Below are 23,799 nucleotides of genomic sequence, written 5' to 3'. Positions count from 1 at the left end.
GATGACGGAGCAGCCGCGAGCCGTGCTCGGCCGGATCCTCAACGATCTGGGATCGACGTTGATCGAGGTGGTGGCCGGGGAAGCCGACCCGGCCCGCACCGTCAGCGGAGTGCTCATCCAGGACCCGCTGGACGAACCGGCCAGGCTGCCCGGCGCGGTGGTGCTCGGCGTCGGCGTGTACGGCGCCGAGCCGGTCGCCGCCCTGGTCGACCGGGCCGCCGGACTCGGCGCGGCGGCCGTGGTGGTCCGGTCCCCGGTCCCGGTGGACGGACCCGTGGCCGAGGCGGCCGCGCGCACCGGCCTGACCGTGCTCGGGCTGACTCCCGGCGCGTCCTGGGCCCAAGTGGCCGCGCTGCTGCGGTCGCTGCTCGCGGCGGACGAACTGGGGACGGTGGGCGGCCCCGACGAGGCCGACGGCGCCGAGCCGCTCGCCGGCGACCTGTTCGCGCTGGCCAACGCGACGGCCGGACTGCTGGACGGCCCGGTCACCGTGGAGGACCGCAGCGGGCGGGTGCTCGCCTTCTCCAGCCGGCAGGACGAGGGCGACGACGCCAGGATCGCGACCATCCTCGACCGCCAGGTGCCGGCCGAGAAGCTGCGCGCGCTGGAGCAACGCGGCGCCTTCCAGGCCCTCTACCGCAAGGACGAACCCGTCTATGTGGACGGCATCTCCGACAAGCCCCGGGTCGCGATCGCCGTCCGCGCGGGCGGCGAGATACTCGGATCGATCTGGGTCGTGGTCGACGGACCGCTGAGCGAGGACCGTACGCAGGCCCTGCACGAGGCGGCGAAGGTGGCCGCCCTGCACCTGCTGCGCCACCGCACGGGCGGGGACGTCGAACGCCGGTTGCGCGCCGATCTGCTCGCCACGGTCCTGGAGGGCGGCACGCACGCTCCGCAGGCCGCCGTACGACTGGGCCTGTCCGCGCAGCCCGCCTGCGTACTGGCGCTCGCGGTGACCGGCGAGCCGTCGGCGCCCGACCGGGTGGCCGCGGGCCACCGCATCGCCGAGGCCCTCGCCCTGCACCTGGCCGCCATCCATCCCCGTACGGCCGCGGCCTCGCTGGGGGGTGTCACCTACGCGGTCCTGCCCACGAGTTCGGACGAGCACGCATTACGGGTGGCCGAGGCGTTTCTCGGGCGCATAGGCAACCGTGTGCCCGCCGTCATCGGCATCGGCCGGCTCGCCGCCCGCCCGGCCGAGCTGCGCCGCTCCCGTGCCGACGCGGACCGGGCGCTGCGGGTCCTCGGCTCCGGCCGCTCGCCGCGACGGTCCGCACGGCTGTCGGACGTCTACGCCGCCTCGCTGCTGGAGGAGCTGACGGACCGGATCGCCGCCGAGGACGATCTCCCCGACGGCCCGGTCGTCCGGCTGCGCGCCTACGACGCCCGGCACAACACCGCTTTCACGGACACTCTGGAGGCATGGCTCGGCACCTTCGGCGATGTGCCCGCCGCCGCTGCCGCCGTACACATCCACCCCAACACCTTCCGTTACCGGCTCAAGCGGCTGGCCGTGGTGGCCGGCATCGACCTCGCCGACCCGGACGCCAGATTCGAAGCGATGCTGCAACTGCGGCTGAGCCCGCGGCACCCCTGACCCGGCCCGGCTGTCGCCATGACACCAGCGATTCCGCGGTGGTGCGAACCTGCGAGGACCTCCGCCCGGACCCGATCGCCCCATCGCCGCATCGTCCATCCCGTAGATATGTGATGGACACTATGTCCATGCCACTGCAGATCTCCGACCTCCTCGCCCGGCGCGACCTCAATCTGTCGGTCACCTACGACGTGCCGCCGCGGCTGCTGGCCCGCACGATCGAAGCGGCGACCGTCTCGGATCTGCTGACGCCGGGGAAGTGGCTGCAGGGCGGCGAACTCCTGATGACGATCGGCCTGTTGCTGCCGATGGAGCCGGCCGCCTGCCGGGCGTACGTCCGGGATGTGGCCGAGGGCGGGGCCGCGTGTCTGGCGCTCGGGCTGGGGCAGGGGCTGCCGTACCAGGAGGCGCCGGAGCCGCTGGTGACGGCGGCCGAGGAGGCCGGGCTGCCGCTGCTGACGGTGCCGGACGAGGTGCCGTTCATCGCCGTCACCAAGGCGGTCTTCGACGCGCGGGCCGATGAACAGCGCGAGGTGCTGCACCGGGCGTTCGCCACCCAGCGGCGGCTGACGGCCGCGGCGACCGGCGGGGGGCTGCGGCCGATGCTGGAGGAGTGGACGGCCGCCACCGGCGTGGGCGCGGCGGTGCTCGACCCGCTGGGGCGGCTGCTCGCGGCGGGCGAGCGGGAGCAGCGGACGCCGCTGGCGCAGGCGCGCGATCTGATCGAGCGGGTCGCCGCGCGCGGGCTGCGCGGCAGCGCGTCCAGCACGGCCGGGGCGCAGCAGCTGGAGGTGCAGCCGCTGGGCGCACGGCGGCTGCGCGGTCTGCTGCTGCTCACCGGCCGCCCGGACGACGCCGCCCGCTCGGTCGTCCCGGGCCTGGTCTCGCTGCTGTCCCTGGAGCTCGAACGCCGCCATCTGCACGATGAGCCGGAGCGTCGCCGCAGGTCGGCGCTGCTGTCGGAGCTGCTGGCCGAGGAGGATCCGTCCGCGGACCGGGCCCGGGACATGCTGCACTCGGTGGGCCTGACGTCCGAGCGGGTGCGGGGCGTCGTGGTGGAGACGGAGGGCGGGGCCGGGGGTGCGGACGGTGCCGCGCAGGAGATGGCCGCCGATCTGGCACTGGCGATGCCCGGCGGCCTGGTCAGGGTCACGGACGGGCCGACCGGCGGCCTCATCGAGGCGGTGGTCGGCGAGGATCTGGACATCCGCGATGTGCTCGCCCGCTTCGCCCCGCGGCGCCCGGCCGGTATCGGCCCGGCCACCGCCCCCGAAGCGGCACGGGTGTCACTGCGGCAGGCGGCCGGTCTGCTCGCCGTCAGCCGGGCGAGCGGTGAGCCCGCCGAGGCCCGGCAGAGCCAGGCCAGCCGGCTGCTGCTCGATCTCGGCGACCGCCGTACGCTGCACGGCTACGCCGACACCGTGCTCGGCCCGCTCGATCTCGCGGACAACGGCGAGGAGTTGATCGCCACCCTGGCCGCCTGGCTGGAGACGGGCGGGGCCTGGGACGCCACCAGCCGGCGGCTCGGCGTCCACCGGCACACCGTACGCAACCGCCTCGACAAGGCCATGGAACTCACCGGCCGCCGCCTCGACGACCCCGACGACCGCTTCGACCTGTGGCTGGCCACCCGCATCCGCCGCGGCGGCGCGCCGTCCACCGGGACCGGTGGCCGGCCGGCCCCGCCGCCTTCGTCACGCCCGGGGCGCCGAGGAGCCGCTCCGCCACCGCCGGCCCGGTGACCGACACCCCGTAGTCCGGTCCGCCCTTCACTCTCGCCCCCGCACCGTCTTTACTTCGATGGTGACCTACGAGATCCGCACCCCCGCGCCCGGCGCCGCCGGCACCCCCGGCCCCACCGTCGCGCCCGCGCCCGCCCCCGCACGGGGCAACGGGCACGGCACGCTGGTGGCCGTCAGCGATCTGCACGTGCGCTATCAGGAGAACCGCGACATCGTCGAGCGCTTACGGCCGGAGTCCGACGACGACTGGCTGCTGATCGCCGGCGACGTCGGCGAGTACGTCGCCGATATCCGCTGGGCGCTCACCCTGCTCAGCGACCGGTTCGCCAAGGTGGTGTGGGTGCCGGGCAACCATGAGCTGTGGACGCCCGCCGACGACCCGGTGCAGCTGCGCGGCGTGGCGCGCTATGAGCATCTGGTGGAAATCTGCCGGGAGTTGGGCGTGCTCACCCCCGAGGACCCGTATCCGGTCTGGCAGGGCGCGGGCGGCCCGGCCGTCATCGCGCCGCTCTTCCTGCTCTACGACTACACCTTCCGGAAGCCGGGGATGGCGTCCAAGGAGGAGGCGCTCGCCCAGGCCGAGGAGGCCGGGGTGGTGTGCACCGACGAGTTCCATCTGCACCCGGACCCCTATCCGACGCGGGAGGCCTGGTGCCAGGCGCGGGTGGCGGCCACCGAGAGCCGGCTCGCCGCCGTTCCGCAGGAGCTGCCGACCGTGCTCATCAACCACTGGCCGGTGGTGCGTGAGCCCACCCGGCCGCTGTGGTACCCGGAGTTCGCGCTGTGGTGCGGTACGGAGGCGACCGCCGACTGGCCGCGCCGGTTCCGCGCCGCCGCGGTGGTCTACGGCCATCTCCACATCCCGCGGCTGCTGATGTGTGACGGCGTGCCCCATCAGGAGGTGTCGCTCGGCTACCCCCGAGAATGGCGGCGCCGCTCCGGCACACCGGGCCGGCCGGTCCAGATCCTCCCCACGCCGACCACGGTCGCCTCCGACATCACAGGGACCCGCGCATGATCGACAAGCTGCTGCCGGCGCCGATAGCCACCGCCGCGGCCGTTCACGACGCCCCGGTGTCCGAGATGTACCCCGAGGAGTGGGCGCTGGTGGCCGGCGCGGTCCCCCGGCGGCAGCAGGAGTTCGGCACCGTACGCGGCTGCGCCCGCAGCGCACTCGCCGAGCTGGGCATCGCCCCCGCGCCCCTGCTGCCCGGCCCCGGCCGGGCGCCGCAGTGGCCGGCCGGCATCGTCGGCGCGATGACGCACTGCACCGGCTACCGCGCGGCCGCGGTGGCCCGCTCGACGGACGCGGTGACCATAGGCCTGGACGCGGAGCCCCACCAGCCCGTGGAGGACCCCGGGGTGATCGACCTCGTCACCCTCCCCGAGGAGCGCACCCAGCTCCGCCGGCTGGCGGCCGTACAGCCCGAAGTCTGCTGGGACCGCCTCGTGTTCAGCGCCAAGGAGAGCGTCTACAAGGCGTGGTACCCGCTCACCGGCCGCTGGCTCGGCTTCGAGGACGCCCTGCTCACCTTCGACCCCACGAACGCCACCTTCACCGCCCGCCTCCTCGTCCCCGGCCCCGTGGTCGACGGCAGCGAACTCACCGAATTCAGCGGGCGCTGGCTGATCGGCTCGGGGTTGGTGGTGACGGCCATAGCGCTGATGGCGTGAGCTGATGGCGTGAGCTGATGGCGTGAGCTGATGGCGTGAGCTGATGGCGTGAGAGGAACGGGGTGCGGCGGACGCGGGGGCCTGGGCCCCCCGCGCACGTCAGTCCAAAAACCGGCGATCTCGCGAACATCGCACACGGCCTAACGGGCTTTGCTCATAAGTCGTTTCACACGCATCCGGTCAGACTCCGGGCATTGTCCTTCGGCTCTCACCATGAAAGGCGACCGCCCATGCGTCGAAACCGGATTCATCACCTTCGCCGCCGCCCAACCCCATTTCGCCTCATCGGACACGGCGTCAACAGCCCCCGGAGCATGGGAAGATCGCAACTCGCGGACGACACGCTCTACCACGTCACACCGCATCACCATCCGTCCTTCCGCACCGGTCGGCGGCAACAACGGGCCGGCCGCCGCATCCGTCCACGCCTTACGGTATTTTCATTGATCGTCAGGACGTTGAAGGGTCAGTAGCCCACCATGCAAGAGCAATTCGACACAATCGGTGGGACAGAACTGTCCGATACCGAACTGGTCCAGCGCATCCGTGCGGCAGCCCGTATCGACGGCCGGGCGGCGACTGATCCGTGTGGCGCGCCGGCTCCGGACGGCGCAGCCGAGGCAGGCGAGGAAGCCCTCAACGAATTCCACCGTCGGCACTACGCCGCCGTACTGGCCTTCGCCCGCGAGTGCTGCGGGTCCTCCCAGGCCGCTGCGGATCTGGCGGCGGAAGCCATCGCCGGCGTCCTGCAGTCCCACGGTTCGGGAGAAGGTCCCGATGCGACCTGGCGGGGCAGCTTGCTGGCGGCGGTACGCCACACCGCCGCCGCCTGGCACCGGAAATCCCGAAGCACCGAGCTGCGCGACGACTTCGCGTCCTGGCTGGCCGGCCAGCACCCGGGGGATGGCCCCGACCCTTCCGGCGCCGAACAGGATTCCTCCACCGGCGCCGAACCCACCGCCGCCGCACGCCCCGTGGGACTGAACCCGTCCGCCGAACCGCGCAGGGCCCAGGTATCCCGACGCTCACCGGCGCGCATCGTCGTGCTCGCTGTTGCCGTGACCGCCCTGGCCGGCGTTGCCATATCCGTCGGCCCCCTGCTCGGCCCGGCGCGCCACGACGCCTCGGCCCCTGGCCCCGGACGGTCCGTCTCTTCGGCCCCCACTCCGGACCAGCCCACGACGGCTTCTCCCAGGAGCTCAGCGACCGCCTCCGGCTCGGCGTCGGGCACACCGGCCGCAACCCCCACCACGGCCTCGACGCAACCGAGCTCCCGGCCCTCGTCGTCGGCGAAGCCGTCGCCCTCCGCGCGCCCGGACACCGAGGGCAACCCGTCCCACACCACCGCGTTGGGCGCCCGGCCGTGGACCTCCAGCAAGAGCGGCTGGGGGCCGGTGAGGCTGAATCGCAGCATCGACGGACGTCCCCTCACCATCCAGGGAGCCGGCTACCCCGAAGGTCTGGGGGCCCACGCCGACAGCGAGATCACCTACAACCTCGGCGGCACCTGCTCCGCCCTCAGCGTGGACGTGGGCATCGACGACGAGGTGGGCGCGAACGGCTCAGTGGTCTTCCAGATCTACCGGGACGGCACGAAGGTCGCCGACAGCGGGCTGATGACGGTCGACCAATCCGCGAAGCACCTCACCGCAGACCTCACCGGCGGCACCGAGCTGCGGCTCGTGGTCACCGACGGCGGCAACGGAAACAACTCCGACCACGCCGACTGGGCCGGCCCCCGCATCACCTGCCACTGAGCGGCCGTCTCGCCGAGGGCCGCTCCGATGGGGCCCAGGTCCGCCCCTGACCAGCCCTATCGGCCCTTGGTGACCGTGCTGAGGCCGCGGTCCAGGGCGGCGTCCGGCAGCAGCCGCGACAGCCTTGCGGCCGTCCACGCATCGGTGCCGACGCAGTAGCGGGTCCGGGGCCGGGGGGCGGTCAGTGCCCGGAAGACGGTGCGTGCGAAGTCCTCCGGCCGCGTGTTGCTCGACTGCGCCCGTTGCTCGTTCATCCGCAGGAACTGTTCGAAGGACGCTCGGTAGAGGCCGGCGATGTCTTCGGGGGCCTTGTTGAGGATCTCCTCGCCGGCCTCCCGCACCTTGTCCCAGATCGGGGTCGCGATCGCGCCCGGCTTCACGACGGAGACCGAGACACCGAAGGGCCGCAGCTCGCGGCGGAGCGCGTCACTCATTCCCTCCTTCGCGAACTGCCCCGTCGCATATCCGCCGAGGTAGGGAATCGCCACACTGCCCAGCCCCGAGGAGATATTGACGATGCGCCCGCGGCTCCGGCGCAGCTGCGGCAGGAAGGCCTGGGTGACGGCGACCGCACCGACGACATTGGTGTCCAGCTGCTGTCGCAGCCGTTCCGGCGGCACGCACTCCAGGGGGGCCGAGACGCACGTACCGGCATTGTTCACCAGCGCCCACACGCCNGGGCCGAGACGCACGTACCGGCATTGTTCACCAGCGCCCACACGCCCTGCTCGCCCACGGACTCGGCAACCTCGGCCGCAGCCGCCCGAATCGACTCCTCGTCGGTCACGTCCATGAGCACCGGCCGCAGCCGCGCGGACGACGCCTCGGCGCGCAGCCTCTCACCGTCCGCCACCTTGCGCACCCCGGCGAAGACGCGGAAGCCGCGCTGCTCCAGCTGGAGCGCGCACTCCTTGCCGAGCCCGGAGGAGGCGCCGGTGATGACGACGGCGCGTCCGGCCGGAGGGAGGGGCTTGGGCTGACGGTTCAACAATGCGTTCTCCTTCGGTGGTGGGGTATGCGGCCTGGCCGACCGGTCAGCCGGAGACGTCGGACGCGCCGGACTCGGCCGACACCGCGGACAGCAGGGTGCGTACGGACGCGTCGGCGATGTGGTGTGCGCGCGGTGCCGGAACGATTCCCTCGATGTAGCTGAAGTTCCAGGCGAGTTGGCCGTGGCTGGTGAGGGCGGTTGCCACGATGGCGCCCGTCACCGAGATGCCCGCGACGAGCTGGGTATCGGAGACGTGCCAAGGGCCCACCCGGTCGGGGAAGTCGTGGCGGCCGAGGTTGGAAAGGCACAGGTTGAGCGGGCCCTGTTCGTCCATATAGCGCATGAACGTTTCACCATCGGCCGATGTCTTGGGTCCCGCCCGGTCCAGCAGGTTGACCAGGGACAGGTGTTCCGCACGCTTCCGGCGGTCCGCCAAGTCCCGGCTGATGGCGCGGGCCATGGGCCACAGAGGCATGCCGGGCCGGTAGAGGACGCGGGAGGGGAGGGTGGCCGCGTAGGTGCCGGCCTCGTCGTAGGAAACGGCGGGGTCCAGTTCGCCGCGGAAGTCGAGCGGGGAACCGATCGAGAAGTGGGCTGGTTCCGGCGTCCCCGCCTCCCGGGCGACGGCGGTCACCATGGCGGCGGCGAGGGCTCCGTGCACCGTGACCTCGTGCCGCTTGCAGGCGCCCACCAGCAGCCCCAGTTGCCTGACGGTGAGGGACCTGTGCACCATCCGGGTGCGCCGCCGGTCGAAGGGAACCGGATGGCTGGGGGCGACACGCCGTGGCTGCAACCGACGGGCCTCCTCCTCGTCACGCTCCAACAGAGCCGTGAGACCGGCGGCACCCGCCTCGCCCCGGTGGTGGTGCGGAAGCAGGTCTTCCGCGGCAGGCAGCGCCCGGCGCGACGTACGTGGCGGCTCCTCGCCGGTGCTCAGCTGCGCGGCGAGTTCGATCCACTCCCTGAGCAGGGACAGCCCCGTCATGCCGTCGGCTATGCAGTGCGCTGCCGTGAGAAGCAGGTCGTGGACGTCCTCCCCGCGCTCGGCGCCCTCCCGGGTGATCACGACAGCCCGCAGCAGCGGCCCCGTGCGCCAGTCGATGCCCTCGGCGAGCTCGCGCTCGTCGACCTCGCGTTCCCACCACGCGTCGGCCTCAGGGTCTTTGGCCGGCACCTGGACGTGGCGCAGCGGGATCGGCCGCCCGCCCACCGGACGGAACGCGGGGGCTTCGCCCTCCTCGTCACCACTGATCGCGACGCGCAGCAGAGGGTGCCGGGACTGGAGAACGTCCAGGGCGCGGCGCAGCAGTGGCAGCTCCAGGGGACCGTGGACCCGGGCCCGGATGACACCGTTGAGGGGTGAGGTCCGGTCCGCGATCCAGTACCAGCGCTCAAGGGGGCTGAGGTTCCGCCGGACGCGTGGTTCGGGGTCCGGGATGCCGGGGAAGGTGAGGCCTTCCTCATTCCGGCGGGCGAGCTCCTGCCGGGGCGTCAGCCGGAAGTAGTCGTCCCGGACCTGCCTCTGTTCGGGGGTGTCGGCCTGCTCAAGGTCGCTCATCGACCGGGACGCGGCAACCATGGCCCGGGTGCGGTCGCGGCGGCGGTCCTCGTACGTCCGCAGGGCGAGCGGCAGGTCGTCGCACGCCCCGGGCTCGGCCAGGGTGTGGGCCAGGACCACGGCGTCTTCGATCGCCATGGCCGAACCCTGGCCGAGGGTGGTCAGCATGGGGTGCGCGGCGTCGCCGAGAAGGGTGACGGGACCGTCTCCCCACCGTTCCAGGAAGGTGCGGTCGCGGGAGGGTACGGCGAGGATGTCCCCGGGCGGGGTGGCTTCGATCACCGCCCGCACCTCGTCGGCCCAGCCCGCGTAGGCCTGGGCGATCTCGTCCTTGGTGCCGTCCCAGGCGTGCGAGCGGGCGGCGGGCATGTTCTTGGTGCCCCACCAGTAGAAGCGGCCGTGGCCGATGTCGATGAGGCCGAAGCGCTGGCCACTGCCCCAGTAGTGGCGCACGCTGCCCGGGGCGAGGCCGGGGTGGCGGAAGGGGACGATGCCGAGCCAGCAGACATAGCCGCTGTCCTCGGACGTCTCCGGCCCGACGAGCCGGCCGCGTACGGCCGAGTGGAATCCGTCGGCGCCGACGAGGATGTCGCCGTGCGCCGAACGCCCGTCCTCGAAGCGGACGGTGACGCCCGTGTCATCGGTCTCGAAGCCGGTCGCGGCGGCGCCCAGGTGGAGGGGGCAGTCCCCGGCCGCGTCCAGCAAGGCCTCCTGAAGGTCCGAGCGGCTCAGGCAGACGCTGGGCGCGCCGACCTTCTCGCAGACCTCCTTGAACGGCAGGTCCCTGATTTCCCGGCCGCGGTGGTCCATGACCGTGAAGGACTCCACGACCTGGCCGCGCTTGTCCAGGCCGAGGTCGATGCCCAGCGTGCTGAGCGCGTTGAGGGCGTTGGACATGACCGACAGGCCGGAACCGGCGGCACGCAGCTCGGTGGCGCGCTCGTACACCGCCACGTCGATCCCGACCCGCCGGAGCGCGATGGCGCAGGTCAGTCCGCCGATACCGGCTCCGATGACGAGGGCCTTCACGGGCTGGTTTCTTGGGTTTCTTGACATGAAGTCAGTTCTCCTCGTGAGATCCGGCCGGGCCGGACGTGATCAGTTCCGCGACCGTCCTCGCCACGTGTTCCACGTACGGTTCTTCCATGATCGTGAGGTGGTCACCGGGCACGTCGACGACCTGGAGCGGACCGTGGGTCATGTCGCTCCAGCCGTTGGTCCGGTCCTCGTGGCGGCTTCCGGCCGCGCCGTGCATCGCGGCGAGGACGTCCGGCAGTGGCTCCATGGCGCGGATCAGGGTGAGCCCCTGGTCGCCGTCCTCGGGCCGATAGTCCAGCGCCGCCTGCCAGTTCGCCTGATAGACGCGGAAGAGCCGGCGTATGACGGCCCCCGAACTGCCGGCCGGCAGAACGCCCGCATCGGTCGCGAGACGGGCGATGAAGTCGAACTTCTCCTCCAGCGAGGACAGTTCGTCCGGTATGACCTCCATCGGGGAGTCGCCGCCGCGCTCCAGCCAGAGCAGTTCCCAGAAGAACCACCCCAGCAGCGCGTCGTCGTCGTGACGGTGGCGCTGTCCCTGGCTCAGCGCGGTGGTGTCCAGGAGCACCAGCCGGGCCACGTCCTCGCCCGACGCCCGCAGCCGGCGGGCGATCTCGAAGGCGACGAAGCCGCCGAAGGACCACCCGCCGATGGCGTACGGACCATGCGGCTGCACCTTCCGCAGCGCGGCGACGTAACTGTCCGCGATCTCCTCGACGGTGCGCAGCGGCGTGGTGGCGGGGTCCGCCCCGGCCGCCTGGAGCGCGTACAGCGGCTGATCGTCCGGAAGGTACCGGGCGAAGCGTACGTAGCACAGCACGTTGCCGCCCATGGGATGGACCATGAACAGCGGCGGGCGGGTGCCCTCCGGACGGATCGGCACCAGGGGGTCGTACGTGGCGACCGCGTCGCTCGCGCGCAGCCGCGCTGCAAGCCCGGCCACGGTGGGGGCCGCGATGAACCCCGACAGCGGGATGGTCACCCCGTAGCGCTGCTCGATCCGGACCACCAGCCGCATCGCGGTGAGTGAGGTGCCGCCCAGGTCGAAGAGGCTGTCGTGCACGCCGACGGCGGGCAGATGCAGCAGGTCCGCCAGCATCTCGGCCAACCCGCGTTCGTAGGCGTCGCCCGGCCCGGCCCCGGTGGCTTCGGCGGTGGGGGTGAGCGGGACCCCACGCAGGGCGGCGTCATCCCGCTTCCCGCTGGGGGTCAGCGGCAGGTGCGTCACCCATTGCAGGTGGGAGGGCACCATGTGGTCGGGCAGCGCGGTGCGCAGCCGCTTGCGGATGCCGGCCAGGTCCGCGCCGGTGCCTTCGCCGACGAGGAAGGCAGCGAGGAGGCAATCACCGTTCTCGTGCTGCCGGGCCACGACCGCGGCGTCGCGCAGGCCCGGGTACTGCCCGGCGAGATCGGTGACGGTCAGCTCCACCTCGGCGAGTTCGACGCGGAAGCCGCGCACCTTGACCTGTGTGTCGGCCCGGCCGGCGTACGCGATCGTCCCGTCGGGCAGCACCAGGCCGAGGTCCCCGGTGTCGTACAGCATGCGGTCCTCGCCCGCGAAGGGGTGCGGGACGAAGCGCTCCTTGGTGAGGTCGGGGCGGCCTTCGTAGCCGTCGGCCAGGCAGGTGCCACCGAGGTAGATGGTGCCGCGCGCTCCGGCGGGCACCGGGCGCAGCCGGTCGTCCAGCACATATGCCTCGGCGCCGTCGACGGGACGTCCGATCGGGGGCAGCGTGGGGAACGCGGCCGGGTCCCCGGTCATGGTGAAGGCGGTGGCGACATGGGTCTCCGTCGGCCCGTACTGGTTCTCCAGGACGGCGCCGGGGAGCGCGGCGCACAGCCTGCGGATCTCCTGGGTGACGCGCAGCTGTTCGCCGGAGGAGATCAGCACCCGGAGCGCACGGGGGGTGATGCCCAACGCCTGTGCGGTTTCGGCCAGTTGCTGGAGTGCCACATAGGGGAGGAAGACCCGCTCGATGCCCTCGCGGTCGATCAGCCGCAGCAGCTCCGGCATGTCGCGCCGCTCGGCGTCGCCCACGAGGTGCAGCGTGCCGCCGGAGCACAGCGTCGAGAAGATCTCCTGGAAGGAGACGTCGAAGCTCAGCGGCGCGTATTGGAGGGTGACGCCGCCCATGGCGCCGCTCGCGGCTTGTGTCTGCCAAGCCACCAGACCGGCCAGGGAGCGGTGCGGCATGGCCACGCCCTTGGGCCGGCCGGTGGAGCCCGAGGTGAACAGGACGTAGGCGGTGCTGTCGGCGTGGATCTCTGCCGGCGGCTCCGCGACCGGGCCCGTGGCCGGCTCGGTCACCGACTCGGCGGGCAGCAGCAGCGACGGGTCGCCGACGAGGTGGGCATGGGGAGCGTGGGCGATGACGCGGAAGGGCCGGGCCGCTTCCAGCATCGCGGCCAGCCGCTGTGCGGGGTAGCCGACGTCCAGCGGCACCACGGCGCACCCGGCCCGCAGAACGCCCAGGATCACGGCGATCGTCTGCGGTGAGCGGTCCATGGCGATCCCGATCCGGGCCCGGGGCGGGGCGCCGAGCGCGCACAGCCGCCGGGCCACCCGGTCGGCCGCCTCGGCCAGCCGTGCGTAGCTCCACCGCTCCTCTCCCCTCACCAGGGCCGTCGCGTCCGGGGTGCGGGCGGCCTGCCGCGTGAAGCGTTCGACGACGGTGGGACGGTGCGTGGCCCGGGCGAGGACCGGCCGGTCGGCGAGGAAGGCGAAGTCGGGCTCCGCGTGCGGGTCCTCCACCATTCTCCGCAGGATCTTTTGGTACCCGTGGGCGAAAAGGCGGGCCTGGTCGGCGGAGAATCCGTCGCCGTCGCAGTCGATCCGCAGCCACACGCGTCTGCCGTCCGGTTCTGTGACCGCGTTCACCAGGAGCCGGAAGCTGGTCTCTTCCCAGGTGCGGAAGTCCCGCAGCCGTACGCCCGGCAGGCGGAGGACCTCGGACAGCTGGTGGAAGTGCACATAGTTGAAGGCGGTGTCCAGAACGGGGCCGCCGTGGTCCTCCTGGATGGCGCTCAGCGGGTAGCGGCGGTGGGGGTGGCCCTCCTGTTCCTGCCGGAAGGCCTCGCGCGCCACGTCCAGCCATTCGGCCTGCGCGACGTCGAGACGCAGGGGCACGGTGTTCAGGAAGAGCCCGGCGGTGCGTTCCGCGTGGGCGAGCTCGGGCCGTCCGTGGGTGACCAGTCCGGTGGTCACGTCGTGGGCGCCGGCAAACCCGACAAACCCAGAAAACCCAGAAAACATCGCCAGCGTCAGGCAGTGCGCCGCGAAGAGCACGGACTTCATGGGCAGGTTGTGTACGGAGGCGAACTGCCGTACCTGTGCGACCAGTTCGTCGGGCAGATCGACGCGGTGCGCGGCCGGCTCCCGGCCGGTGCTGGGCAGATGCGGCCGGAGCGCTCCGATCTGCAGGGGTTCGCAGCCGGCCAGCTTCTCCTTCCAGTACCGCCGCGCCTCCGCGGATCCCAGGGCGGCCAGCTCCTCCTGTACGCAGGACGCCGCCGAGGGCGACGCCGTGCCGTCGACGGGGCCGATGCCCAGTCCCAGGCCGTGCGCGTAGTCCTGGAGGAGTTCCTGGAGGAGATTGGCCACGCTGCCGCCGTCGAGCAGTGCGTGGTGGAAGCTGAGGACCAGGTCGACGGCATCGGGCCGGACGTGTGCCCGGAAGAGGTACAGCGGCGCCCGTTCGAAGGCGTAGGCGTGGCGGCGGCGTTCCTCGATGTGCGCGCGGACCTCGGCGTCGGCCGCGGCGCCGTCGAGCGGGCGCAGATCGACGACGTCCAGGCCACCGGGCGCCTGCGGGCGGACGATCTGCAACGGCTCGGAGCAACCCGCCAGGTCGAAGGCGGAGCGCAGCGCCGGGTGCCGTGCCACCAGCCCGTCGAACGACCGGCGGAACGCGTCCTCGTCCCAGGGGAGTTCGAGGGTGTACTGAAAGACGTCCTTGTACGTGGCGGAGTTCTCGTGCCTGCGGCTGTGGTAGAGCAGGCCGAGCTGAAGCCGGGTGAGCGGCCAGGCGTCCTCGGCGCCTTCCAGACGGGCCCGGTCCGTGCCGGACACGAGGGCGAACGGGGCGGGGGCGCCCTCGCTCCCGGGCGCTGTCAGGCTTTCGACGCATGCGGCCAGCCCCGCCACCGTCGGGTTGCGGACGAGGTCGGTGAGGGAGAAGCGCAGGCCCCGTGCCTCGGCCTCGGCGCGCACCTTGAGCATGAGGATCGAGTCGCCGCCGAGGGTGAAGTAGTCGTCGTGGACGCCGACGGTCTCCCGGTCCAGCACCCTGGCCCAGATCTCGGCCAGGGCGGCCTCGGTGCGGTTGCGCGGCTGCCCGCCGGTGGCCGTGTCCATGGTGTCCTGGAGCGGGGGCAGCGCACGGCGGTCGGCCTTTCCGTTGGGGGTCAACGGAATGGCGCCGATCCGTACGAAGGAGGCCGGGACCATGAACGCCGGCAGCGTCCGGGCGAGCAGCTCGCGCAGCCGTGCGGGGTCGATGGCGGCGTCGGCGACGTAGTAACCGGCGAGGTGGGTGCCGCGAGCGGCGGTGGTGTGGTCCACGACGATGGCGTCGCGGACGCCGGGGACCGAGCGCAGGGCGCCCGCCACCTCGTCCGGCTCCACGCGGTTGCCCCGGATCTTGACCTGGCCGTCGATTCGCCCGAGGTACTCCAGGGTGCCGTCCGCCAGCCATCGTGCGAGGTCGCCGGTGCGGTAGAGGCGGTCGCCCGGTACGAACGGGTCGTGGACGAACTTCTCGGCGGTCAGTTCCGGGCGGTCCAGATAGCCCCGGGCGACACCGGCTCCACCGATGCACAGCTCACCGGCGACGCCCACCGGCTGTGGCAGATCGTCAGGGCCCAGCACGTACAGCCGGGTGTTGTCGATCGGCCGGCCGATCGGGACCCGCGCGATGCTCCGGGCGGGATCGCCCGGGCAGTCGTAGTACGAGACGTCGACCGTGGCCTCGGTCGGTCCGTACAGGTTCACCAGCCGTACGGGGCACTGCGCGCCGGATACGCCGAAGACGCCGTTGAACTGCTCGACCCGCGCCGGCGGCAGGGCCTCGCCGCTGCAGAAGACGTACCGCAAGGAGCGTAAGCCCTCACGTGCCTCCGGTAATGCCTGGAGCAGGTCGAGGAACGGGCCGAGCATCGAAGGCACGAAGTGCACGACGCTGACCCGCTGTTCCCGGATGGTCCGCAGGATCTCCCGCGGATCCTGCTGGCCGCCGGGCGGCAACAGGGCCACCGCGGCGCCCTCGACGGCCCACCAGAACAGCTCCCACACCGAGACGTCGAAGGAGACCGGGGTCTTCTGCAGCAGGACGTCGCCGTCGCCGAGCGGATAGCGGCGCTGCATCCACGCGAGGCGGTTGACCACACTGTGGTGCTCCACCATCACGCCCTTGGGCCGGCCGGTCGAGCCGGAGGTGTAGATGACGTAGGCGAGATCGCGGGAGCCGGCGAGCGGTGGGAGCGGGGCACCGCTGCCGTGCAACAGCTCCTCGACATGCCGCACCTTCGCCCCTTCGGCCAGACCGGCGGCGGGGCCGTCGCCGTCCACGATCACCACCTTGGCGCGGCTGTCCTCCAGCAGGAACCGCACGCGTTCGGCCGGGTAGCCGCGGTCCACCGGTACGTAGGCACCCCCGGCCTTCAGCGTGCCGAGGAGCGCCACCAGCAGCTGCGGCCCCCGCTCCATCATCACCGCGACCCGGTCGTCCGGGCCGACGCCCTCGTCGCGCAGGGCCCGGGCGACCCGGTTGGCCCGATCGTCCAGTTCGGCGTAGGTCAGGGTCTCGCCCGTGGCGCCGACGACGGCGGTCTGCCCGGGGCGGCGGGCGACCTGCTCCTCGAACAGGCCGTGGAGCGTGGCCTCGTCGGCATAGGGCACCTTCGGACCGTGGCTGCGCACCGCGGTGAGGTCCTCGTGTTCGGCGGGCTCCAGCATCGGGACGGCCGACGCGGGCCGGTCCAGCATGTCCACGCCGTGTTCGAGCAGCGTCCTGAGGTGACCGGCGACCGATGCGATGGGCAGGTCCTCGTCGAAGACGTCGAGGGCGTAGTCCAGGTCGACGTGGATGTCGGCCGTGTCGTCGAAGGCGCACACGATGACGCCCAGGGCGTCCTGTTCGTGCGAGGGGGCCATCATGGCCGTCTGCCGTTCGACTCCCGGTATCGGTGCCGGCCGCGGCCAGTGCAGGTAGGAGACCGTCACATCGAAGAGCCGGCGGGGGCCCTCGGCCGGCGTGGGCAGTTCGCACAGGACGTCGCCCAGCGAGAGCCGTTCGTGGCGCCGGAGGGCACGGGCCGCATCCTGGGTCTCGGCGACCAGTTCCCGCACCGTCCGCCCGCCGTGTGCCGCGACCCGCAGCGGAAGGGTGTTGGCGAACTGGCCGAGGACGTCCTTGTGGTGATCCTCCGGCCGGTTGAGGAAGGGGATGCCGAGGACCACCTCCTCGCTGCGGTGCAGCCGCGTCAGCCAGGTACCGAACATGGCGGCGATGTACGCGAACGGCGAGAAGCCTGCCGCGCGGACCCGGTCGGCGAGCGGGCCCTCGACGACGAACGAGTGGCGGCCGCGCCCGCTCCCGCCCGTCGTGCGCGTGAAAAGCGCGGGCGCCACGCCGGCGAGGGCTTCCCGGTGGAAGGCACGGTCGCGGTCACCGTCGGCGCCGGCGCGGTAGGCGGCTTCCTCCTCGACGAACGCGAGGTAGGAGGACGGCTCGCAACGGCCGGTGTGCTCCCGCCCGGCACCTGTGGCCCGCGCGTAGTCCTCAAGGATCTCGTGGCTCAGCCGATTGAGGGTCCAGCCGTCGGCGACGATGTGGTGCGCCTTGATGTGCAGATGCGTGACGTCCGGGCCCTCCAGGAGCAGCGTGGCTTCGACCAGGGTGCCGCCGTCCGTGAGCGGCAGTGCCGTCGCCATCGAGTGCCGCATCCACTCGGCGCACGCGACGTCCGGTTCGGGCTCCTGAGCGAAGTCGACCCTGCTGACCCGGATGCCCTCGCCCGCCACCCACTGGAAGGGCGTCCCCGCCCTCTCGCCGAACCGCAGCCGGAAGGTCTCGTGGCGGTGCAGCGCGCGCTCGGTGCACTCGGCGAGCGTGTTGTGGTCGACGCCGCCTCGCAGACGTTCGTGGAGGACGCAGTTGAACTGCGGTGATTTTGGAGCCTGAGAACCGGCGGCCCAGATATCCCGCTGATACGCCGTCAGCGGGCTCTGCGCGTGTCCGTTCACATACACCTGCGTTCCACGGAGGGCTGCTCCGGCAGCCGCGGTCCTCGTCATGATCAACATCATGCCTACTCGTGAGTAGAACCGTGGCAGGCCTGGATGGCGGCAGGGCAAAGGACGACGAAATCACGCCAAAGACCGCGAGCGTCCATCAGGAGCACATACCAGACCCCGCAGCTCGGCGATCTACCGGAGTGCTCTCTTCCGCCAGCCGGAGCGAGAAGCCTCCTTTACGCGCTCGCCGCACCGGCCGGAAGTTGTCCGAATCCATGAGGAAGGCGCATGAGGCGGGCGGTGAAGTGCCACAGGGACGGCGGGGGTTCGCGTCCAGGGACGGCGGGGGTTCGCGCCCGTACCCGGCAGCCCGCTCGACGGGCGCAGGGCACCGGCGTACGGCCGCCGTCGCCACCCCCCGTACTGCTCACCGCTGCCGCCCCGGCCGATGCGCATATCCCGACCGGCGGCATCCCCGCTCTTCGCGTGACCGCCGACACCTCCGAGCGTCGGCGGATTCATCAAGGGCCTGAGCCCCGCCGCTCACGCCTCGTCCGGAGCCAATCGCAGCGAGATCGAGTTGATGCAGTACCGCTGATCCGTAGGAGTCGGGTAGCCCTCGCCCTCGAAGACATGGCCGAGGTGGGAGCCGCAGCGGGCGCAGCGGACTTCGGTGCGGACCATGCCGTGGGTGCGGTCCTCCAGGAGTTCGACGGCGTCGGAGTCCTTGGGGTCGTAGAAGGGCGGCCAGCCGTCATACTTCGCGGATTCACACTTCTCCCGTGCACCTTCCGGCGGGTATTCGGCTCGGGAACCTGCATCGGCTGGAGAGGCCGGGGCGTGCGCTTGGCGGGGGGCTGCCGAGAAGTGGTAGCACCTGCGTGTTGGTAGACGGGATCACCGCGCTGTCCGCTTCTCCTCACTTCCGTCTGCGGCGGGTGTGCGGTGTGTGGGGCATCAGGCGTCTATCCCGTCGGTGGCCGTGTCCAGCGCATCACGGAGGGGGCTCACGGTCTGTCAGGACGGCGCGGAGCGCAATCCCCCTTCACGGGTGCTGCGGGTGCCATTCGAAGAGCAGGATGGTGGCGTCGTCCCGCAGGTCGTTGTTCTGGTAGTCGAGGATGGCGTGGATGAGCAGCCGCAGCACCTCGGCCGGGCGCTGGCCGGCGGCGGAGGCGCGGATGATGAAGTCCGTGAACCGGTCGAGGCCGAACTCAACGCCATTCGCGTCGCGTGCGTCGACCACACCGTCGGTGTAGAGCAGGACGCGGTCGCCCGGTTCGAGTCTGGTCTCGTGGACCTGCAGGGCGGCCGGGGCGAGTTCGAGGTACAGGCCGATCGGCGGCTGCGGGGGGCTGTCCAGCGCCCCGTCGAGCACCCGCTCGGCACGGATCAGCAGCGGTGGCGGGTGACCGCAGTTGATCCAGTGCAACTCCCCGGTGTCGGCGTCGAGCCGGCACACCACACCGGTGCAGAAGTGGTCGGGCAGCCACTGGGCGAGCGCGCGGTCGACGGAGCCGACGAGGTCGGGCAGGTCGGCGCCGCTGCGACGGGCGTTCCGCGCGCCGGCCATGGCCACCGAGGTGGTCAGACCGGAGGCCAGATCGTGGCCCATGCCGTCGAGGATCATGGTGTGCAGCACCTGCTTGACCACCGCGTGGTCGAAGGCGTCGCCGCCGACGTCGTACGCCGGCTCCAGCACCGCGGTCGAGACGCACTGCTTGCTGCCGATGGTGCGGGGCGGCAGGAAGGCCCGCACCATCTCGGCGGGCAGCCGCATCGTCGCGGTGCGGGTGCGAGCGGCGATCCAGTCGCTGTAGGCGCGCTTCGAGGTGACGACCATCGCGAGCAGATCGGCCAGCATCCGGCTGCGCCGCATCCGCGGCCCGTCCAGTGTGGCGGTCCGCACCGCCAGCACCCCCAGCCGCTCCGCACCGTCGACCAGCGGCACCCAGACGACCACGCCGTCGCCGTCGTCCGTCACCCGCGGGGAGACCGTGCGGTACGCCCAGCCGGCCTGCGAGGCGTCCACCGGCAGCGGTTCCAGGGACTCGTCGAGCGGGACGAGCAGCCATTGCTGCAGGTCGACGAGGTAGATCAGCGCCGATTTCAGGCCGAGGGCCGAGGCGCACCGGTTCGCCAGTGCGGACAAATCCACCGGGAGGACGATCTGCGCCTCGGTGATCAGCTCTTCCAGCAGACTCTCGTCGACGGCGGCGCCGGGATCGGCGCGCGCCTGCGATGGGTCCGGCACGGGGATCACCCCTTCCGCACCCAGTCTCACACCGATCCCGGCGCCTCTCACCTCAGCGGCGCCCGCCGAGCCGGCCCACGACCGCGTCGACGACCGGGGTGCGTAGTTCGGCGATGCGCCGGACCGTCTCGCGGCCCCCGGGGACGAGCGGCACACCGGCGGTGATCAGCACCGATTGCAGCTCCAGCCGGTTCGGGTCGGGCGCCGCAACGGTGAACGGCAACCGGTCCTCCGCCCGCGGCGGCGCCGGCCACGCCCTGCCTTCCGGCTCGTTGACGCGGACCCACGAAGACCGCCGCGGTGTCGGCACGGGCGCGGGGTCGGCGGCCAGGCCGAGCGGGGCGGAGGCGAGCGCCAGGATCGCGAGCGGCAACAGACGTACGTTGCCCATCAGACGCAACTCGCAGCCGACCGCACAACCGGAGTCGAGCACGAGGTCGACCAGCTCCGGCAGCTGCTCCGCAATGCCGTAGTGCCCGACCCACTCGTTTCGTTCGACAGCCTGCAGCGTGTTCACCGCCCCCAGCGGCTCGACGGCAGCTACTGGCCCGGCCCAGGCCCCGCTCCCCGCTCCCCGCTGGGAGGACTTTGCACCGCCCGAGCCCAGTGCCTTGTCCTCCCTCTTCGGCGGCCGACGCCGTTATGAGCAACAGCTTGCCCAGGCGCAGGAGCGGTTCCGCGAGACCGAGGACCGCCACAGTCGAGCCGAGGCCGAACACCGTGCGAAGCTGGCGCAGAAGAAGGCCGAGCACCGAGCGGCACAGGAGCGAGAGGCCCACGCTGTACGCGAGTTCAACGAAGCTCTCGACCAGCGGCGCGCCACCTACCGGGCCGGCGAGCCCGCGAGCGTCGAATGGTTCCTCGGCCAGACACCGGACGCCTCCAAGTACCCGCAGGGCTTCCCGTCACGGCACCGGGTGGCCTTCCGCCCCGCCGACGGCAGCACCCTCGTCGAGGTCCAGCTGCCCAGCGAGGACATCATCCCGGCCGTCGACAACGTCGTACTCAACGGACACGTCACGACTGTCGACCGCGCGACCGGGCAGGAAGTCTCGCCCTGTCTGATTACGCTCAGCACCGATCACGAGCAGTTCGCGAAGCTAAGTGGTCGGCTCCGGAAGTCCTTCGGGGGTTGACTCCGGAGCCGGTCGTGGGCGCCGCCGCTCAGGTGTCGAGGTGATGAGGATCGGTGATCTGGGTCCGGTTCGTTTCGGGTGAAGCTCGCGATCAAGTGGTGAGGGCATAGTTCCGCTGGTCGGGGGTGGTGTAGAGGCGGTCGTGCTCGCGGGCGGCGTGGAAGCACCAAGCCCTGCCGCTGACCTGCGGATCCTGTTGTTCCGTCAGTTCCCGTGCAGAGCCAGTCGATCATGATTGAATGCTGCGCGTCGCGGTGCTCGGGGTGCTGATGCCGCGCCCGCCCGCTCTCTCTTCGCGATGTGACGCGGGTCATATCAGCCCCATGTCACGAACGGAAGGGCAGCTTGCGTCTGGTGGTCGTCCGCACAGCGGGAACGACCAACACGAAAGCGGTAACAGAGTGATGAACGCGACAGCAGCGCAGCAGCACGAGGTCCTGGTCCTGGGTGCCGGCTACGCCGGGCTCTCCGCCACGATCCAGCTCGCGGCCCGCACCAGGAAGCATGGGAACCTGCGAGTGACGCTGGTCAACCCCTACGACAACTTCACCGAGCGGCTCCGCCTGCACATGACCGCCACCGGCCAGGAGACGGCCGAGATGAACATCCCGGAGCTGCTGGACGGCACCGGCGCCGCCTTCGTCCGCGGCTGGGTCACAGCCGTGGACGCCGAGGCGAAGACCGTCCGGATCGACGACGACCGGGTCCTGCGCTACGACACCCTGGTCTACGGCCTGGGCAGCATCGCGGACACCGTCGCCGTCCCCGGCGTGGACGACCACGCTTACACCTTCAACAGCCCGGAGGACGCCGCCCTCCTCGCCGACCGGCTGACCCGGCTCGACGGCGGGACCGTCGTGGTCGGCGGCAGCGGCCTCACCGGCGTCGAGGCCGCCGCGGAGATCGCCGAGCGGCACCCGGAGCTCCAGGTGGTGCTGCTGGGCCGGCAGGAGCCGGGCGCGAGCATGCACCCGAAGGCCAAGGCATACCTGGACGCGGCGCTCGCCCGGGTCGGCGTGCGGGTGCGCAGCGGCGTCGAGGTGGCCAAGGTGCTGCCGGACAGCGTCGAGCTCGCGGACGGCTCCAGCATCCCGGCGGCCGCCGTGTTGTGGACCAGCGGCACCCGCGTCTCGCCGCTGGCTGCCACCGCGGGCCTGACCGTCGACGAGCGCGGCCGTGTGGTCACCGACAGTGCGCTGCGCTCGGTCTCCCACCCGGATGTCTACGCCGTGGGCGACGCGGCGGCGATCCGTCAGGGCTACGGCGTGATGCACGGGACCTGCCAGGGCGGCATGCCCACCGGCGTGCACGCGGCCCTCTCGATCCTGCGGGTACTGGCCGGCAAGGAGCCCAAGCCCTTCCGCTTCGGCTACTACCACACACCCGTCAGCCTGGGCCGGAACGACGCCGTCGTGCAGTTCACCCACCCCGACGACAGCCCGCGCCGGCTCGTGCTGACCGGCAAGCGGGCCGCGAAGTACAAGGAGACGGTCACCGCCGCGCCGTGGCCGACCTTCGCCCGCATGAAGAAGATGCCCGTCTCGGGCGCGTTCTGGCCGCACGGCGGCCGCTACACACGGATCCGGAGCGCCAAGTGACTCAGCCGCAGCAGGTCGGCCCCGACCAGCTCGCCTTCCAGCAGTACCGCAACCTGCTCTTCTCCGTCGCCTACCGCCTCCTCGGCAGCGCCGCCGACGCCGAGGACGTGGTCCAGGACGCCTGGCTCAAGTGGTCGGCGGCCGACCGTTCCCAGGTCGCCGACCCCAAGGCCTATCTGACCCGGATCGTCTCCAACCTGGCGGTGGAGCGGCTTCGTTCGACCCGCCACCAGCGCGAGACCTACGTCGGGCCATGGCTCCCCGAGCCGATCCTCACCGGCCCGGACACCGCCGACGGCGTCGCCATGGCGGACTCGGTCTCCATGGCCCTGTTGGTCGTCCTGGAGACGCTGAGCCCCCTGGAGCGCGCGGTCTTCGTGCTGAAGGAGGTCTTCGCCTTCAGCTACGCGGAGATCGCGGAGGCGGTGGAACGCTCGGAGACGGCGGTCCGGCAGGCCGCGCACCGCGCCCGCGAGCACGTCCAGGCCCGCCGGCCCCGTTTCACCGCGGACCGCGCCCGCCAACGCGACGTCACCGAGCGCTTTTTCGTGGCGACGTCGGGCGGCGACATCAACACCCTCATGGAGCTGCTCTCCCCGGACGTGACGCTGTGGACCGATGGCGGCGGCAAGGTCCGCCAGGCCCTCAAGCCGGTCGTCGGCCTGGAGACCGTGGCCCGTTGGTTCGCCGCGCTGGGCACCGTGACCTACCAGGGCATCGAGCCCGGGCAGATGCGGGCAGAGCTCACCTGGATCAACGGCGGCCCGGGCGTGGTCTTCCGCGGCCCGGACCGCGTGCTCGCCACGCTGACCTTCGACTTCGACCCGGAAGGCCGCATCTCGACCATCCACAACGTGGCCAACCCGGACAAGCTCCACGCCGTCGCCGACGGCACTCGGCACGAACTCTCCTGAGCTGCCCGATCGTTGTCGACGCCCTCCGGAATCCTCGTGAGCGCCCGGGTGTGGCTGCCCCAGCACGGCCCAGGTGGAGCTGCTGGCGCAGTCGAGGGCGTCCTCGGGTGGGCCGGCGAAGCCCTGTCAGTTTTCCCAGCGCCATCCCGGCACGGGAAAAACAGGAGCCCGACCCTGAGGAGTCGGACCCCTTCTGATCTGCGCATTTGCCAGATCAGCGACGTGGTGGTGCAGCGCCCACTACACGTTGAAGCGGAATGTCGGCGACTCCGCAATGACCTGCGGGAACGTCCCGTCGCAGCG

At 71.8% G+C, this 23,799-nt stretch carries 14 protein-coding genes and 1 pseudogene; 8 read left to right on the top strand and 7 right to left on the bottom strand.

Features of this window, described 5'->3' with window-relative positions; translation table 11 throughout:
• Position 1 precedes the first annotated feature (1 nt).
• The 5 genes from DY245_RS08415 (at position 2) to DY245_RS08395 (ending at position 6,773) form a co-directional block, all read left to right on the top strand.
• Complete coding sequence (locus tag DY245_RS08415) at positions 2-1,600, top strand: PucR family transcriptional regulator (protein WP_128505149.1); 1,599 nt, start codon at positions 2-4, stop codon at positions 1,598-1,600.
• A gap of 128 nt (positions 1,601-1,728) precedes the next feature.
• Positions 1,729-3,342: a PucR family transcriptional regulator gene (locus DY245_RS08410; protein ID WP_128505147.1), complete on the top strand. Its 1,614-nt coding sequence runs from the start codon at positions 1,729-1,731 to the stop codon at positions 3,340-3,342.
• Positions 3,343-3,403: 61 nt separating this feature from the next.
• Positions 3,404-4,360, top strand: coding sequence for a metallophosphoesterase family protein (locus DY245_RS08405; RefSeq protein ID WP_244942917.1), 957 nt, complete (start codon positions 3,404-3,406; stop codon positions 4,358-4,360).
• Entirely contained in the window at positions 4,357-5,016 is a 660-nt protein-coding gene (locus DY245_RS08400; RefSeq protein WP_128505142.1) for a 4'-phosphopantetheinyl transferase family protein, read from the top strand. Before DY245_RS08405 ends, DY245_RS08400 begins: the two co-directional genes overlap by 4 nt.
• 479 nt (positions 5,017-5,495) lie before the next feature.
• Positions 5,496-6,773 carry an NPCBM/NEW2 domain-containing protein gene (locus tag DY245_RS08395; RefSeq protein WP_128505140.1) on the top strand — a complete coding sequence of 426 codons (1,278 nt, stop codon included), beginning with the start codon at positions 5,496-5,498 and terminating at the stop codon, positions 6,771-6,773.
• Positions 6,774-6,829: 56 nt separating this feature from the next.
• Here the strand turns inward: DY245_RS08395 and DY245_RS08390 are convergent, their stop codons facing one another.
• The 7 genes and pseudogenes from DY245_RS08390 to DY245_RS08365 all read right to left on the bottom strand — a co-directional run bounded on the left by DY245_RS08390 (position 6,830) and on the right by DY245_RS08365 (position 20,365).
• A complete protein-coding gene (locus tag DY245_RS08390; protein ID WP_425329359.1) occupies positions 6,830-7,393 on the bottom strand; it encodes an SDR family NAD(P)-dependent oxidoreductase in 564 nt (187 codons plus the stop codon).
• A 58-nt stretch (positions 7,394-7,451) separates the two neighbouring features.
• Positions 7,452-7,761, bottom strand: a 310-nt coding sequence (locus DY245_RS46005) for an SDR family NAD(P)-dependent oxidoreductase (RefSeq protein ID WP_342354177.1), incomplete at its 3' end; no start/stop codon positions are given.
• A 46-nt stretch (positions 7,762-7,807) separates the two neighbouring features.
• Positions 7,808-10,351 (bottom strand): FAD-dependent monooxygenase, encoded by a 2,544-nt coding sequence (locus DY245_RS47820; protein ID WP_342354176.1) that lies wholly within the window; start codon positions 10,349-10,351, stop codon positions 7,808-7,810.
• 31 nt (positions 10,352-10,382) lie between these two features.
• The gene (locus DY245_RS08380) at positions 10,383-17,654 is read right to left on the bottom strand and encodes an amino acid adenylation domain-containing protein (RefSeq protein WP_128505135.1); all 7,272 of its coding nucleotides are present in this window, start codon (positions 17,652-17,654) and stop codon (positions 10,383-10,385) included.
• Positions 17,655-18,137: 483 nt separating this feature from the next.
• A pseudogene (locus tag DY245_RS08375) lies at positions 18,138-18,347 on the bottom strand (peptide-methionine (R)-S-oxide reductase); the annotation flags it as partial.
• Between the two features lie 292 nt (positions 18,348-18,639).
• On the bottom strand, positions 18,640-19,848 hold the full coding sequence (locus DY245_RS08370) for a PP2C family protein-serine/threonine phosphatase (protein WP_181923584.1): 1,209 nt from the start codon (positions 19,846-19,848) through the stop codon (positions 18,640-18,642).
• Positions 19,849-19,900: 52 nt separating this feature from the next.
• A complete protein-coding gene (locus DY245_RS08365; protein WP_128505133.1) occupies positions 19,901-20,365 on the bottom strand; it encodes a hypothetical protein in 465 nt (154 codons plus the stop codon).
• On the opposite strand from DY245_RS08365, the gene DY245_RS08360 reads away from it, so the two are divergent.
• The 3 genes from DY245_RS08360 to DY245_RS08350 all read left to right on the top strand — a co-directional run bounded on the left by DY245_RS08360 (position 20,358) and on the right by DY245_RS08350 (position 23,496).
• The gene (locus DY245_RS08360; RefSeq protein WP_128505130.1) at positions 20,358-20,984 is read left to right on the top strand and encodes a hypothetical protein; all 627 of its coding nucleotides are present in this window, start codon (positions 20,358-20,360) and stop codon (positions 20,982-20,984) included. The two genes, DY245_RS08365 and DY245_RS08360, sit on opposite strands and share 8 nt — an antisense overlap.
• A 404-nt stretch (positions 20,985-21,388) precedes the next feature.
• On the top strand, positions 21,389-22,582 hold the full coding sequence (locus tag DY245_RS08355) for an NAD(P)/FAD-dependent oxidoreductase (protein ID WP_128505128.1): 1,194 nt from the start codon (positions 21,389-21,391) through the stop codon (positions 22,580-22,582).
• A complete protein-coding gene (locus DY245_RS08350; protein ID WP_128505126.1) occupies positions 22,579-23,496 on the top strand; it encodes an RNA polymerase sigma-70 factor in 918 nt (305 codons plus the stop codon). The genes DY245_RS08355 and DY245_RS08350 overlap by 4 nt, the downstream gene beginning before the upstream one ends.
• The last annotated feature ends 303 nt before the right edge of the window (positions 23,497-23,799 follow it).

The sequence above is a fragment of the Streptomyces inhibens genome (assembly GCF_003389455.1).
Lineage (GTDB): Bacteria > Actinomycetota > Actinomycetes > Streptomycetales > Streptomycetaceae > Streptomyces > Streptomyces inhibens.
The sequence above is the reverse complement of the archived record's forward strand: the minus strand, read 5'-3'. Positions and strand labels throughout refer to the sequence as shown.